Source organism: Sulfitobacter noctilucicola (assembly GCF_000622385.1).
Classification (GTDB): Bacteria; Pseudomonadota; Alphaproteobacteria; order Rhodobacterales; family Rhodobacteraceae; genus Sulfitobacter; species Sulfitobacter noctilucicola.
Map to the genome: position 1 here is coordinate 3,058,390 of NZ_JASD01000008.1, position 14,278 is coordinate 3,072,667.

14 protein-coding genes are annotated in these 14,278 nt (G+C 55.4%); 8 read left to right on the forward strand and 6 right to left on the reverse strand.

All coding sequences use genetic code 11. The features are described from left to right. Positions 1-4: 4 nt before the first annotated feature. From Z946_RS21200 to Z946_RS0118565, 3 genes are all read right to left on the reverse strand, one after another. Complete coding sequence (locus tag Z946_RS21200; RefSeq protein WP_152540600.1) at positions 5-1,297, reverse strand: HNH endonuclease; 1,293 nt, start codon at positions 1,295-1,297, stop codon at positions 5-7. Positions 1,298-1,320: 23 nt separating this feature from the next. Continuing rightward, positions 1,321-1,977: an MT-A70 family methyltransferase gene (locus tag Z946_RS0118560; protein ID WP_025057219.1), complete on the reverse strand. Its 657-nt coding sequence runs from the start codon at positions 1,975-1,977 to the stop codon at positions 1,321-1,323. 167 nt (positions 1,978-2,144) lie between these two features. After that, positions 2,145-3,311 carry a DNA adenine methylase gene (locus Z946_RS0118565; RefSeq protein WP_206537788.1) on the reverse strand — a complete coding sequence of 389 codons (1,167 nt, stop codon included), beginning with the start codon at positions 3,309-3,311 and terminating at the stop codon, positions 2,145-2,147. A 118-nt stretch (positions 3,312-3,429) separates the two neighbouring features. Here Z946_RS0118565 and Z946_RS21970 point away from each other — a divergent pair, with 118 nt between their 5' ends. Continuing rightward, positions 3,430-3,684, forward strand: coding sequence for a helix-turn-helix domain-containing protein (locus Z946_RS21970; RefSeq protein ID WP_025057221.1), 255 nt, complete (start codon positions 3,430-3,432; stop codon positions 3,682-3,684). Between the two features lie 93 nt (positions 3,685-3,777). Here Z946_RS21970 and Z946_RS20875 read toward each other — a convergent pair whose 3' ends face one another. After that, positions 3,778-4,668 (reverse strand): AAA family ATPase, encoded by an 891-nt coding sequence (locus Z946_RS20875; protein WP_052836114.1) that lies wholly within the window; start codon positions 4,666-4,668, stop codon positions 3,778-3,780. Between the two features lie 57 nt (positions 4,669-4,725). Further along, positions 4,726-4,938, reverse strand: a complete 213-nt coding sequence (locus Z946_RS0118580; RefSeq protein WP_025057223.1) for a hypothetical protein — start codon at positions 4,936-4,938, stop codon at positions 4,726-4,728. A 506-nt stretch (positions 4,939-5,444) separates the two neighbouring features. On the opposite strand from Z946_RS0118580, the gene Z946_RS0118585 reads away from it, so the two are divergent. Further along, positions 5,445-7,277: a plasmid recombination protein gene (locus Z946_RS0118585; protein WP_025057224.1), complete on the forward strand. Its 1,833-nt coding sequence runs from the start codon at positions 5,445-5,447 to the stop codon at positions 7,275-7,277. On the opposite strand, the gene Z946_RS0118590 is transcribed toward Z946_RS0118585, so the two are convergent. Beyond that, positions 7,278-9,077: a DUF6538 domain-containing protein gene (locus Z946_RS0118590; RefSeq protein WP_338152261.1), complete on the reverse strand. Its 1,800-nt coding sequence runs from the start codon at positions 9,075-9,077 to the stop codon at positions 7,278-7,280. A 303-nt stretch (positions 9,078-9,380) separates the two neighbouring features. Between Z946_RS0118590 and Z946_RS0118595 the strand changes: the two genes are divergently transcribed. The 6 genes from Z946_RS0118595 (at position 9,381) to Z946_RS0118635 (ending at position 14,273) form a co-directional block, all read left to right on the forward strand. Next, positions 9,381-10,529, forward strand: a complete 1,149-nt coding sequence (locus tag Z946_RS0118595; RefSeq protein ID WP_025057226.1) for a tyrosine-type recombinase/integrase — start codon at positions 9,381-9,383, stop codon at positions 10,527-10,529. Between the two features lie 194 nt (positions 10,530-10,723). After that, positions 10,724-10,966, forward strand: coding sequence for a helix-turn-helix transcriptional regulator (locus Z946_RS0118600; protein ID WP_025057227.1), 243 nt, complete (start codon positions 10,724-10,726; stop codon positions 10,964-10,966). Then, on the forward strand, positions 10,966-12,225 hold the full coding sequence (locus tag Z946_RS0118605; protein ID WP_025057228.1) for a hypothetical protein: 1,260 nt from the start codon (positions 10,966-10,968) through the stop codon (positions 12,223-12,225). Before Z946_RS0118600 ends, Z946_RS0118605 begins: the two co-directional genes overlap by 1 nt. A 1,144-nt stretch (positions 12,226-13,369) precedes the next feature. After that, the gene (locus tag Z946_RS0118625; RefSeq protein ID WP_025057230.1) at positions 13,370-13,639 is read left to right on the forward strand and encodes a hypothetical protein; all 270 of its coding nucleotides are present in this window, start codon (positions 13,370-13,372) and stop codon (positions 13,637-13,639) included. Continuing rightward, a complete protein-coding gene (locus tag Z946_RS0118630; protein ID WP_025057231.1) occupies positions 13,636-13,866 on the forward strand; it encodes a hypothetical protein in 231 nt (76 codons plus the stop codon). The genes Z946_RS0118625 and Z946_RS0118630 overlap by 4 nt, the downstream gene beginning before the upstream one ends. Then, entirely contained in the window at positions 13,863-14,273 is a 411-nt protein-coding gene (locus tag Z946_RS0118635) for a hypothetical protein (protein ID WP_025057232.1), read from the forward strand. Before Z946_RS0118630 ends, Z946_RS0118635 begins: the two co-directional genes overlap by 4 nt. Positions 14,274-14,278 lie beyond the last annotated feature (5 nt).

Consider the following 14,278-nt stretch of genomic DNA (forward strand, 5'->3'; position numbering starts at 1 on the left):
GCCTTCAGAAGTGCCCGAAATACTTAGCGTGCCATTCTGCAAAGCTGATGTCGAAGTTATGCTCTTTCAGGACTTCTAGTTTTCGACCGTCAAATTGCTTGTCGATCGTAACACTACGAATGATAGGTGTGCTACCATTGGGATCGATCCATACCCCTCCACGGTCGAAGGCTTTGTGGTGGTTGGGGCAGAACGGAAGAATGTTAGTCAGGTGGTCAGGGCCTTTGAAAGGGTCCCCAATTGGCTGAACATGGCCTGCTTCCGAATAGGTTGTTCCTCGAGCATCGACTACAAGCGCTATGCCGCAGATCGCGCATTTGTTTTCATATGCACTTTTGACCCATGATGCATGTTTCCTGTTGCGGACTTGCCTTTGAGCTTGTGCGTAAACTCGCTGAACTTGAGTAAGTGTCAGATCTGCAGGTTTCCTGGGTTTTGATGCTTTCTTCGATGCATCAACGCGTCCTGTCGGAAACGCTGATGGTTTAGGAGTAGGGGTTTCAACGTGAACACTTACCAGGCGCTCTGGTCCACCAAGGTCAAGATATTCTTCAATAATCGGCAAAGCTGCAAAAGGAGCAAGTGTCGGGTTCGCCGCCGTTAGAGCCCAAAAGTCCTCATCTTGAACAAACTGCAGTATATCGGATGCCGAAATACCCATGCCGATTTCGCCATCCATCATACATCGGTCGAGGAACAGAAACAGGGCGCTGGCCCACCAGTCTTCTCGCTCTGAACTGGTGAGGCCGATAAGGCTTGAGCGATCATATAGGAAATGGAGATTTGTTGCGAATTTGTGCGGGGTATTCCCACCATAGATCATGTTTCCTTCCATGAAGGTTTCGATCCGCTCGGTAGTGATCCTACGTGTGTTCCAACTGTTGCCATCCCATACTTCTTCAACAGCAAATCTTCTGGCCCAAGGTGCAGGATATGCTTGCCAAGGGCGCGCGCCTCTCCAAGTGCCAACGCGGCTGAAGTTAAGCGCGGACATAGCTAACCGATCGAAAGATTGATCGTGAGGGTTCGCTAGAGCCTCGAGAACCAGCTGATCAGGGATAATATAGTTTTCTCCGTCAATCTCTTGGTTGTAAAGAAAAAAATTCAGAGGGATAAGTGGGTCGCCGGTGGCGACCCTTGAGATAGTTGCTCGCGCGTTATCTCGAGGAACAGGCGTCATTTGTCCGTTGAAGATGGCATTGATCACTCGATGAAGCAAAGTAAGGCCGGGGGCTGCACCCCAACCAAAATTTTTAGAGAAAGATCCGGGGCGGCTTTCGAGTGTAGTCCAGTCCAAGGGTCTGAATATCCATATTAATACTATTCAGAAGAGACACTAGAGTTATATGAGTAGGTTTTCCAGCTCGGTTTGTAATCTGCACCTGCCTCGTTGCCCCAGACAGTCCATCCCTGTCGAACCCCTCGACCGAAGAGTTCCAAAAATGGTCCCCACGAGCATTCTTCGATGATACTGTACTGTTCATCGGGCTTCCGGCTGTGCTCGCGCTTGCGCGTTTTGAAAATATCCCCGTCTGGCTCTGGTGCTTCCATGTAGTTCACTTGAGAGCGGCCAGGGCTAAGCGTACGTACGTTCTTACCGCGGGTACCAAAGAGTAATATCTCGGTAACATTGCGGAAATAGAAGCCTACTCCTCGTCCGTCTGGGCCACCGTCTTTACGAACTTTCTCCCAGATGATGTTCGACTTGTATTCGAAACCCCAAGCTTTGAGGACTTGCAAGCCTTCAGGTAGCAGCGCATTTGGCACCCAAAGGTAGCAATGAGCTCTATCTGTGAGGTGATTTGCTACGGATAGATCGCAGATCTCTTCTAGCGCCATTGTCGAATAGCGCGCCAAGCGCTTATGTTCTGGTGAAACTTTTCCCGTACGGTTTTGAAAACGCCAAGGCGGATCCGCCATGACGGTGGAGAATTTGTCGGTGCCAAGAAACTGGCTGAGATCATTAGAGGCGGTCATTGTGTTGTCCTTATGCGCTCAGCTCGGAACGTTTTTCCGAAAATTCCAGCTTCAGACGATCCAGTTTTTCTGGGGGCAGAGCAATGTTGGGCGGTTTCAAATCGACGGTGAGAAAAAATCCGCGGCAGGTCGGTGATGAGATGAGGATGGAGTTTGCAAGTTTGTTTCTAAGCGCGCACGAGAAGTAGCCCTTCCTTCACACTACGTTGTCTATCTTCCTTCCGGCCCATTGTCATGTGCTCGTGATCTGTTGTCAGGATTTCAATTTTCTTATTGGGCAAGGCCTTTTCACCAATCGCTAGAAGCTCATCCAATGAGATCATCCCTGTGTTTGAATAACTGAGCACGAGGGACGAGTCGCTCGCCTTGACACCTTCAAAAAGGTCTATAAATGCGCCACGAACTTGGGATTTGATGCAGAAAGGGGACTGATGGCGTTCCTCGCGGTAACGCCCTTTCACAACTTTTCCTCTTTGGGTTTGAAGCTTCGGAAAGTCATATAGGACCAGCGTTTCCAGTGCGTGGTAAAAGCGGCTGTAATGGACAAAACAATACGGGGGGTCCGCGTAGACCGTACCGCCCCCGAAGTTCTTGAGGCAGTCCTTGAAGTCGAGGGCAGTGGATTGATGGGGTGCGATTACTGGTCGATCAGGGATGTACTCTAATACGTCGTTGTACTTTCGTTCGAAATACTGGCCAATGGAGCGCTTGCGATAGATCAGGATGTCCTTGTGTGATGAATGTGTCTTGGCATCCCTATACTGAGCGTAATGCCCTGTCCCTTGACTTGCATAAGCCATAGCGAACATCAGCGACGACATTATGACGGGATAGATTGGGGTGGATCGGAAGCCCTCAGCAACCTCCCTTAGGGCATCAATCCAGAGGCATTGTTCGTAGCTCCACCAAGTCCCAGAATAGTTCTTTGCGAACAAGTGCCATCTGTAATCAAAATCCTGCGTCATGAGCGCCCTCTGGTGTTCCTCATGTTCGTTGAAGACCGCGAACGGCATATCGCTACCGTAGTCCACCACCAGCTTGCGCTTGCGGCGCTCTAGGATATCATCAGCAAGCGCCAAAAGGTGGTCAGCGCTTGGCGTCGTCTGATCGCGATAGGCTCGGTTGTAGGTATCAGCGAGTAAGCCAGAATAGGATTGAATGTCGTTTGAGACGACTGTGGCTTGCTGTCCAATCGCACCTGATAAAGAACCGCTTCCTGAGAACAAGTCACATATTGGGCGGTCGTCGCGTACGTGGTTGATGCCATTAAGAACGAATCCAATGATTTTGGACTTTGACCCCATGTACTTAACAAGGCTTGGGTATTCCTGCACTTTCAGGCAATGTGAGTCTTGGACAGTTGTAGGCAAGGCTTTGCACTCCGGCGTAAACTCTATCCCAAAACGGGATAGTGTTTACTAGAGGGGCAGAGTCTCTGGGTCAAGTGAGAAAATGGATAACGATCAGCAAAACGTGCAAAACACAATTCAACGAGAGATATTGATCGGTATTCGGATAACTGCACAGCTCACGCAAACGCAGCTTTCCCAAAAGCTGAGGCATCCTCAAAGTTACGTCTCGAAATACGAGTCCGGACAACGGAAACTGACTTTGATTGAGGTCAGGGAAATTGCTCTCTGTTGTGGGATTAGCTTACCTGATTTCGTATCTTTATTTGAGCAGGAAATGAAAATAAGCGAAGGCTAAAACAGATTGCGTTTAGTAATCATGCGCATGGTGATGCTGTGCCCAAGGTTGGAACATATGTTTTCCAACCTTGAGACGCCGTCCGTCCCCATGTTAAATCAGCCTCGGGTTGCTCAGCCCTTCGACCAGAGTTTCAACCATCCTTTCAACTTGCCGCAGTGATACGCGAGCATGCTTTTTCTCAAGCATGCGCAGCCCCTCGTTCAGCAGTTCGCCGCCAAGATCATGCTGATCATCGAGCAAGCGGTCGCGCAGCAGGCGGGTTCCGGCGGCAGCCAGATGGTCAAAGCTCGGGGTATCCAGACGGATGATCTTGCAGCGGTCCAGAAAGGCAGCGGGCATATGGTCGACCGAATTCGTGGTCATGATCCAGCTCACTTGCGTCAGGTCGAAAGGGAGTTGGTAGAACGGGCAGGACCATGCGCGGGCCGTGGTCGGCTCGATCATGCTTTTCAAGACTTCAAATGCGCCGGGCAGCTTGCCGCCGCCGCTGGTGGCTACCTGTTCCGGGATTTTGTCGACCTCGTCCAGGATCACTAGCGGGTTCGCAATACGCTCGCGCAGCATTGTCCGCACCACGCGACCGGGCGTGGCGGAGCCCCAACCGCGCTCAACGCCTGACACCGAAAAGGTCGCGCCATTACTTGCGCCCACGTCGATATCGACCGATGGCACGTTGAACACCCGACACAGATCACGCGCCCAGCTTGATTTCGCGATACCGGGTGGACCAAGGAGGATCAGCGGCGGTGTAAGTAAAGGGGCGGGGCCGGTGAGGGTGCGCAGCCGCATTTGCTTCATGACCGCCGTTGAAGCCGAGGCCAGCCATGGATAGATCGCGTGCAAATTTGCGATCAGCTCTTCCATCTGGTCACGGTCAACCACGCCAACTGCACGGGCGTCGTTGGCGGCTGCGAGCAGTGGATCGCGGTCGTCGCGTTTGAGGTGGTTCAACCGCTCAAGGCTCTCCGTGCGGCGGCGCATGTAGCGGCGGCTCCAAGTGATCGCTCGGCTGGGTGTCCCCACGGAAGGCGGACAGGCCTAAGAGGTATTGCTTGAGGACGTATCGTGCAGATCATCGAGAAGAGCGTCCAAACAATCCGGCGTAGTTGTGATCGCGGGCGCAGTAGTCCGCCGCGCTGCGCGGGCTTGCTGGCTGCGCATCAGGCGATCACGGACTTTCTCGACGGAATCTTCTGGCGATGTGGGCAAGTCAAACCCGACGAAACGGGCGGGCACGGTAGAGGTGGTCATGGGGGAGGGCCTTTCATTCGCCCCAGAAGGGGCAGCATTCGATTACAGAGCAGCAGCCGTCATGGACCCGGAAAGGGTCTTATGAGCCTATGCGACTAATTCGAATGGAAAGGTGCTTCATCATGCAGATATGTATAGTGGGCCGACCGCGATGGATGCAAGGAGGAAATATTTGCTTGATGTTGTGGCATTCAAAGCCGCTCTCAACGCGTTGTAAGAAAAACAATTTTGCATAACGTTAGGGTCCAGCAGTCTGCTGGTCGCAGGAGGATCAGGAAGGGCTTGGCCCGGACGGATCTGACGAGAAGGGGGCTCGGGGGTATCCCCTGAGCGAACGTCATGTTGTGGGAGGGGCCTTGCCCCGACCGCAACATGTCTAGTGAGTAGCGCAGCGGCAATTCTCACGGGTTCGTGATGCTTAATCCACAGAAAACCGCCGCGACTTGTGCCGGGATTTTCAGGGCTATCGGGTATTCTTGGGGAAAGCAGATAACCCGAGGTTCACCATGTCCGTTCATGCCAAGTTTGACAATCCCCGACCCGTCGACGTCACAAAGCCGCCAATTGTGCTGCGGTTCCAAGGACTGCATCCGGACAACCTCGGCCGCTTCGATATGCATGATCATCGCAACGGTGGTGACCTCTCTCATGTTGATCTGGATGCGTCAGAGCTGAATGAGGTTCTGCATTGCGAACCCAAATGGCAGGACACGATTAAGACTGAAGTCGCTGCTGCAAAGCGCAACAATTTCCGTGAGCGGATGGAGGCCTTACGGAAGAAGGGCCGCAAAGCCGAACGCGAGGCGCTCATCGCCGAAGGGGAAAGCGATCCCTGGCGGCGGTGTTCCGGCGGTCCCTTGCGTGAGGGTATCCTTACGGTCAACAAAGAATGGTTCGGCGGGACCGGGCAAGCCGAATGGGACGCGGAGAAGGTTGCCGCGTTCAAGAAAGCTGCGATGGACTTTCTGCTCAAGCACTTTCCGGCGGGGCAGTTGCGCTATGCCAATGCGCATCATGACGAGGAGGCCTTTCATATCCATTTCGTTGCGGTGGTCTGGACAGAGAAAGTCACCGCAAATCGCGGGCTGCAGGTTTTGTTGCAGGCCTCATTGAACCCGCTTTTGAAGAATTACGAACGTGCGCAGGATCTGGCAGGAGAGGCTTTCGCCCCCCTTGGCATCGCTCGAGGGGAACGGCGGGCCGAGGCGCGGCGGGTGGCGAAAGAGACTGGCAAAGACGTGCCCGAAAAGCGCCGCCATATCCCGCCTTCGGAATGGCGTGCCGATCAGCAGGCCGCGGGCCATGAGAAATCCAGCGAGATTTTGGATGCTGCACAGAGCAAAGCCAAAGAGATGGTCGATGAAGGACGGACCGTCGGCAAGGCCACGATCCGGAAATCGCGCAAACGTGCGGTCAAGGAGGCGCGTCGCAGGAAAGAGGCCGCGACGCGCGAGGTGGCGGCGGCAGAGCGCCGCCGCAAAGAAGAGGAGCGGGCAGCGGATAGCGCCCGCAAAGAGCGGGCTGATGCCGAAGCTACGCTCGGTATCATCGAAGAAAAGGCAGCAAATATTGTTCAGACAGCGCAAGCGGCGGCGGGAGAGATTCAGCAGGTGAAGGAGGAGATGGGTGTTGAGGTCGAGAAATTGCAGGGGGTGAGGGCGGAAACAGAAAAGGCAAAGACAGGGCTGGCTGATGTGTTGGTGGAGGTTGAGTGCGCTGCGTTGGAACGGGATCAGGTTAAGGATGAGGTGGCGGAGCAGGGCCACAAGCTTGATCTCCTTCGGTCGGCGGCGAAGAAGGAAAGTGAGGAATTGGCCCTGGCTTCAAGAAAAATTCGGTCACTGAGGTCGGCAAGGCAGGCCGAAGCGCTGGCTTTAGACACGGAGAAAAGAAAGCGGGCGGTGGCAGAGGCTGAGTTGGCGGATGTAGAGGCCAAGGTGGTGACTGCAGAGGCAAAACTCTCAAAGGCGGTGTCTTTGATCAAAACGCTGGTGGAAGGCATCGATATGCTTGGCGGTGCCGTCTTGCGCTGGATATCGGGGCCAAAGCCAAGCGAGGAAAAGCTGGGCTGGGGGCCGAATGCGCCGAAAACCAAAGAGGACCGCAGGCGGATTGCGGCACGCATTCAGCCTGTGATGCCGAAACTGATCCCCCTCGCGCAATCAATCAGCCGCACGATTGAAGAAACCTTGAGCCTCGAGCGCGCAAAGATTGCCGCAGATGCAGCATATGTTCTCGAACAGCGCGAGAAAATGGAGGCGGAGCAACGGGCCGAGTTGACCCGCATTCTGAATGCAAACTCAGAAACCGACCCGACGTCTGACGGGCCGGGGACATGATCAGATCAGGGCTGGCAACCTCTCGATGGCCGCTTGCAGGACAGCGGGCGGCGTAGGTTTGCTATAAGTGCGCTCATGGGTGTCTTTACCCTCATGACCGACGATATCGCGCAGCACCTTGTCGGTCACTTCGGGAACGTGTTCCAGCATGCCCTGAACGTAGTGGCGCAGGCTGTGGAACGACAGGCCAGCACCTTCGGTGCCAAAGGTTTTGTCGACGATCTGGCGCATCCGGCGGCCAAGTTTGCGGCCATGCTTCCCGGTTGCAGGTTCGCGCAGGTCGGGGAACAGCTCGGCTTGCCCCTTTGCGCGGGCGGCTTCCACAAAATCCAGAAAACCCAGCGTGATCAAACTGCTGTGGATCGGCACGAGCCGTTTTGAAGAGATGTTCTTGATCCGCCGCATTTCGGAATCCTCGATGCTGAGGCAAGGGATGCCATCGCGCTCAACAATGTCAGCAGGGGCCAGACCGGCGATTTCTTCACGCCGCGCCCCTGTAAAAGCGCCAACCAAAGGCGACCAATAAACGCCGTTGCGGTAGATATTGGTGCCCGGATCAGTTTGGTGATGTTCGGACTTCGATCCGGTCCAAGCTGGAGATTTGAACAGGCGGTGCAATTCTGCCTCGGTGAACGCCTGTTTCTTGTCACAGTCGCGAACAGTGTCCTTGCGGGGCAGTTTACCTGGTTTGAGCTTGGAATTAACCGCAATGCCCTCATCCGAGGCCCACTCAATAATCTGGCCCAGATGCTCAAGATGGCGGTTGATCGTGCCGATGGACAGCCCGACCTTTTCCGGTGGCAGTTTGGCGGCACGGGCCATGATTTCTTCACGGGTGGCATTGCGGTCTGCAGGGCTTTTGCCCCAACTTTTCGGCAGCTTGTAAAGCGCCGCGCGAAATCCCGTGGCATCCGTTTGCCGAATCTGGCGCACGTCGCGAATGCCCGTCAGCGTGGTAAACAGGCCAGCAAAGCTCTCATATTGGCGCAGGGTCTTTTCCTCGATGCCTTCGCTGCGCTTCATGTCGTTCATGCGGGACACAACGGCGTGCATGTCGGGATCGAGAGTGTCTGCTTCTACCTCGGGGGCAGGGACAAGCTGCAGGGGGGCGGCGGGCGCCTCTGGCTCTGGTGTGAGCAATTGAGAGGCCCTGTCCCAAAGGTCATCCGCCGCCGTTTCGATATCTGCCAAGGCCTCTTCGTGCCGGTTCCATGCAGCGGACTTCCCAGCGATCAGCAAGGATACCAGCTTTGCACGTTCAAAGGCCGAAAGCTGTGGATGGCCCGTTAATGCCTTGAAATCGCGTTGAATGATGTTTTGGCGAGCTTCGCTGCTGAGGTCATCGCGGATGATGTCCAGATTCAAAGATACCAAGGGCTCATCAGACGTCGCACCGTGCAGGCCGTCGGCATTCACTTTTGCCCAAGCGTCAGCAGTAGCTTGATCGTGCCGATTGTCGTCAGCGGGATCGCGGGAGTCAAATCGATGCAGCAGTTTTAAATTCTCGATCTTCTCTCGCTCTTTGGTGATGACACTGGCAAGCCAGCGCCGCGCCATGTCTGACGTGATGTGTTGGTGTCTGAGTTGCTCCATAACGATATCGCTTTCCGCACTGATCCTGCGGGACAATATATGTGCGCAGCGTAGGTCTGTCGTCCCTAGCGAGAGCTTGATATCGACGATTCCTGTGGATTGTCGGCGTAATCGACGCCGCCATTGATAGGTATTTCCGCGTTTTGAGAGATGGGGTTGGTTCAACATTCGTTTCAGATCCGATTGGGACGGATACGAAACGGTCATGCCATCTGGCTACAGGAGGATGTAACACCCTGATGCCACACCTACGAAGCCACGCTGTGACTTCGGTAGGTATTTCAACAACTTACGTTGTAAATGGCTCCGACGGTAGGGATCGAACCTACGACCAATTGATTAACAGTCAAGCGACGACATTTATTCACTTAGTGCATGTTAATGCGGTTCGTCAGTAAAAACAGTGGTTTGCACCTATTTTGCAACGATAATCAATCGGTTGACAGTGCGCCGGAATGCGCCTTAGTGACGTGGTGCGTTGCAAAACGTTGCAAAAACGGAGCATGACAGATGACCACCGCTATCGACTTCACCAAACCCGCACGCCTGCTGAAAACCCCACCGGGCATGTATCGACACGACGGCGACCGCTTTCCGGGCCTCTATCTCAACGTCGGCAAAACCAAGAGCACTTGGTATATCAAGCGCCGCGTTGACGGGAAAACGAAGTCGATCAAGGTCGGGGCGTTTCCTGCCTTGGACGCCTCCACGGCGTTTAAACAAGGCGACACCAAGACAGGCGTTGCCAAGAGTGACATTCAGACGGTGCGCGATGGGTGGACGTTCTGGTGCGACACGTCGCAGGCGCAAGGCGGTATGTCTGACGATCATAGACACCGCATGTCCCGCCAGCTTGAGATGCACGCGAAGGAGATCATGGACAGTAACGTTGCGGACGTGACCTCGGCCAATGTGCAGGCAGTCCTCAACCGCTTGATGGCAGACGGCAAGCAGGCGACGGCGCGCGCTGTGCGCATCGGTATTGGTAACTCGTTCAACTTCGCGCCTGTGGTCAATCCCGTCGCCCAGAAGAAGACGCGCGTTGCCAAGAGCGACGAGACAGAGGCGCAGTGGACGGCTGCTGCCAATGCTCACGACCTCGACGCCGACGACTGGTCAGTGATCTGGGAGGCGATCATGGCGCGGCGGGAGAAGAACGTCATTATCGGAACAGCAGTTGCCGTCATGTTCCTGACAGGCATCCGTTCCGGGAATGTTTGTTCACTGTCATGGGATCAGGTCGATTTGCAGAACAAGACGATCCATCTGACCAAAATGAAGAACAAACTCGCCCGCACGCTGCCCGTCATGGACACCGTGATCGACATGCTGAAAGAAATTAGGGGGACAGGCAGCGAGTGGGTGTTTCCGGCGTCGTCTGCCACGGGATACATCACTGACCCCAAAGGCACGTTCGCACAGATCAACGACGAGGACGTGCGCGTGTTTCTGCCCCACGACGGGCGGCGTCACTTCATGCAGGCGTCAGCCGAAGCGTTCTTGCCCGACTACGTCGCCCACTTCCTGCGCGGTGACAAGAAGGCGGGAGAGGGCAGCGACATGTTGATGAAATACCTCAAGCGCATGGGCAATCGCCGCGCCGTCGAGGACATTGAGAAAGTGTATTTCGAGCGAATAAAGGTAGAACCTTCTTTCTAAATTGTTTGTTAACCAATGCTGCACTAAGGTGATGGTGCACTTGATGCCGCGTCGTGAGACGCCGCGCGCCGTGACGGTGGGTGCGAAACTAGCTTAGGGAGCGCCGCGCTGGAAGCGGACCTGAGTGACAGCCCGCACCAGCGAGTATCAACAGAGGGCCCTGTTTGTTCAAAGATGGACAGAAGGACCTGTTGATGGCTCAAGAACTACGCGCACTCGAGTCGCGCATTGAAGAACTCGAAATACGTTTGAACAATCCTCGCATGATGACTCCTCTCCAAGTTTGCGACTTCCTGCAAATCTCGGAACGGGCGCTCTACGACATGAAAGAGCGCGGTGACGCTCCGCCCGCGATTTATTTCAGTCAGCGGACGGTGCGCTATGACCTGCATGAGGTGATGGCGTGGGCGAAACAAAAAGAAGTGGGGCATGTGTGATGGCAACGAAAGCAGACACAGTCGTCGTCGCTCAGGCGGAAGCGATACGTCAATTCACACTCGGTCAGAACATGCGCGTCGAGGCGTGGATCGCGGAGAACTGGGAACGCGTCGGTCTGACTGGACCGATACACAAAAGCACAGTGTCAAAGGCGCTCACGTCGATGCCTGTGGTCAAACCTGTAGCTGACGCTCTGGACGTTCTTTTCAGTGAAATGCGTGACGATCCTTGGGCGTGGTGCAAACCACCAAGCCAGATCGAAGACATGCCTCTCTACGCTCCGATAAACTGGTGGTTCAAAACGCTGCGCCTCAAAGACGCTATCTCGTGGACGCGATTTGAGCGAATGTCGTCCCAGCCGCTGAGCGAGAAGGATCGGTCGTGGGTGCAAGAGCGCCTCGATGAATGGTCGGAGAAACTCAAGGCGGCGTGCGATCAGTTTCAAACTGACCGCGCGCTTGTTCGTGCGCTCGAAGCCGACGAAGACCCAGAATTTCAGACGTGGTTTGTCGTTGATGGAGAGTGGCGGCTCGACGAATTAGGCGAGCGCGTGACCCCTGAGAAGGAATTGCGCCGTCGTGCGGGCAATGCAGGCCTGCATGGGCGGTCAGAGGAAGAGATCGGTTTGGCGTGGGCGCTCGCAGATTCTGTGCTGACGCTTCCTGATATTCCGACGGCGAAGTTGACCTATTCGCGTCCTCGCGCTGTGTCCGGTGTCACGCATTTCTCGGAACCAGTTGAACCTTGGAATGATCAGGAGTTTGAAGGTGTCGAGGTTGCTGAGTTTGCCTACGACAAGCCCTACACGACCACTGAGACCTATACGATCAAGCACAGGGTTTGCTTCTACTGGGCCGGTGATCGTTACAAGGTCGAAGACATCGAACCTTTCGCGATGGTCAAGGACGGACCTGATTGGCGGGAGGCGACGATGCAGGAAAAAGACCTGTTCATGACTGGGATCAAGCGCGAACATCTATCGCGGGACGAGATGATGGCTATCCGCGATGAGTGGATCGACGAAACCTTGGCTGGGATGGTACTGCGCCAAGACGAGCGCGAGCCGCCAAGCGGCGGGAACGGTTGGAAGTCACCACCTACACGTCGCGAAGAATACCCAGATGGTATTCCTCGCTCACTAGCTGAGGGTAGTTTCGAGGCGATGATTGGCAGGATCGACGATGAAGCGGCGGCCGACGAGCAGCGTGAGGTTGCTCGCCGACGGATGGCATTCATGCGGCAATTGCGTCGCAGGTAGGGAACAGTTCGTCCAGAAGCTGACGCCGTTTGGCGTCGTCAACGCGGTCCCGCAGCCAAGTATCACAGGTTGCGGGATCGTTTAGTGCGTTTGCGCGAGCGAGGCGGTTGATCAGTCGCGGATGAGCACATGGTGGGAAGTCAAAAGGCATTGTCGGGGTTCCTTTCCGTTGCTGTGCAACGATTGTAAGCGCAGGCGTGGTGCTTCTTCGACCGCGTTTGCAGGTAGAACCTATAACTTGGTTATGTGCGGCATGTTGCGTCTGACGTTTCCTGCGGTGGGGTTATCGTGCGCACTGGTGCGCGCGCGCGTAAAACAACGACGGTGGTGTAGATGTTACACCGCTGTTTACGCACGAGGGTCAGCGAAAAAATTACGTTGCAGGGTGCAGGGTGTGCAGGGTGGTCTTGAAAACAAGTGGTTTGACCAGAATTTGTGTGCAGGGTTCGTGCAGGGTGCCTGTATGATCAAGGCAAATCGTTTTGAACGGTTCGCGCGCGTGCGCGTATGTAAACCACGCGCACGGGCATGATCACCCTTACTGGGATTGTTCGCCTCGCGTGCGAGCGCGCACGTAAGACATTGGTATCCTCGGTGATCTTGGGTCAGCTGATCTCCCCTCGACATCTTCGCCTCTTTGTTGCGAGCCAGTCGCAACTGAACCGTGCAAATCAGACCGATTGATCCTTAATCAAGTGTCAGCGCGCGATTGATACTTTGAAACCAAGCGGTTGATGTGCTGCTCCGCAGCTTTTGCAACGCGTATTGCAACGTAGGCGAATAACTGACCGAAAAGGTCACTGGAATATAGGCATATTGTGCGCATCGCCGCGCTTGCCATCGACGCATACTCCCGACACCGCGCCAGAGACGCGATCTGCTGCGGCGCACGCGGTCGTCTTGGTCAATTTCGACACAGTATGCCCGATGATGGGGCAACGCCCGTCTCTGACGCGCTGCTTCGGCACACCCAACGCGTCGAAGCAAAATCAGGTGCAATCCACGCTCCACCTCGTTCTGTCCACATCCGCCCCACGGCTGGGTGATACGCATCATTTGTCGAACCGCTGTGACGAAACGCGCGCCCAAGGCAGGTTCGACTGGCTTGGCACTTGGGCGCGCATCAAAACGAAAAGGGCACCCCATGACGTTCTCAGCATCAACTGACGGGTCAACGGCGACCATCACGGTCACGGTTTTGAACAGCACGGCAAACCTCAAGGTCGAGGATGCCTCTGGTCTTGGCGATCAACTCGAAGCATTGGTCAATGATCAAACGGCACATCCCATCGACAACTCACCCGCCTATATGACCTACCCAACCGACACAGGCGTGCGCATCGCGAACCGCCTAGGTCAGATCGACATTCCGTGGCGTTGGATCATGCCCGTGGCAAACCAGTTGCGCCAATGACGGAGTGGCGACCCCTCCCACTGACCCAGCGTTCGCTTGCGGACGCCGACCTGCCCACGCGCGGCGTGTTCAAACTGGGCAACGACCTGACCCCGCGCGTCGTCTATGTCGTCTGGTTTCGTGAACCTGAAAAGTGGCAAAAGTTGGCAGCGGAGCAGATCGTCTACGCTGCCCATGTGCGCCATGTCTCGCCCGGCACGACCTATCCCGGTTGTCCTTGGGCATGATCACGACAGACGCGCCAAAGACGCCCGAAGCGACCCTTGTGACCGCGATCATCATGCAGGCCTACCGCGACCTCTTTGTCACCGTTCGCCAAGAGAGCAACGCCTCCTTCACGACGCAATCGGATCAAGATCAGGCAATCACCTTCTTGACCGACCGCTCTGGCACACTGGCGAGGCATCGAAACGACCTCTGCTCCCTGATCGGATGGGACGGGAATGTGCTTGCCGCGCGCTTGCGTGCGATGATGGAAGGAGATGACTTCCCGCACCCGTCCACTGACCCCAAACCTGCCGCCCGCGCACAGCACGAAGCAGCCGTCGAACGTCTGCGTCGTCGTTGGCAAGATCTTAAATCGCCACCCAAAAGACCCGCTATTTTGGTCGGCAATTTGATCGCTGCCGAATAAATTCA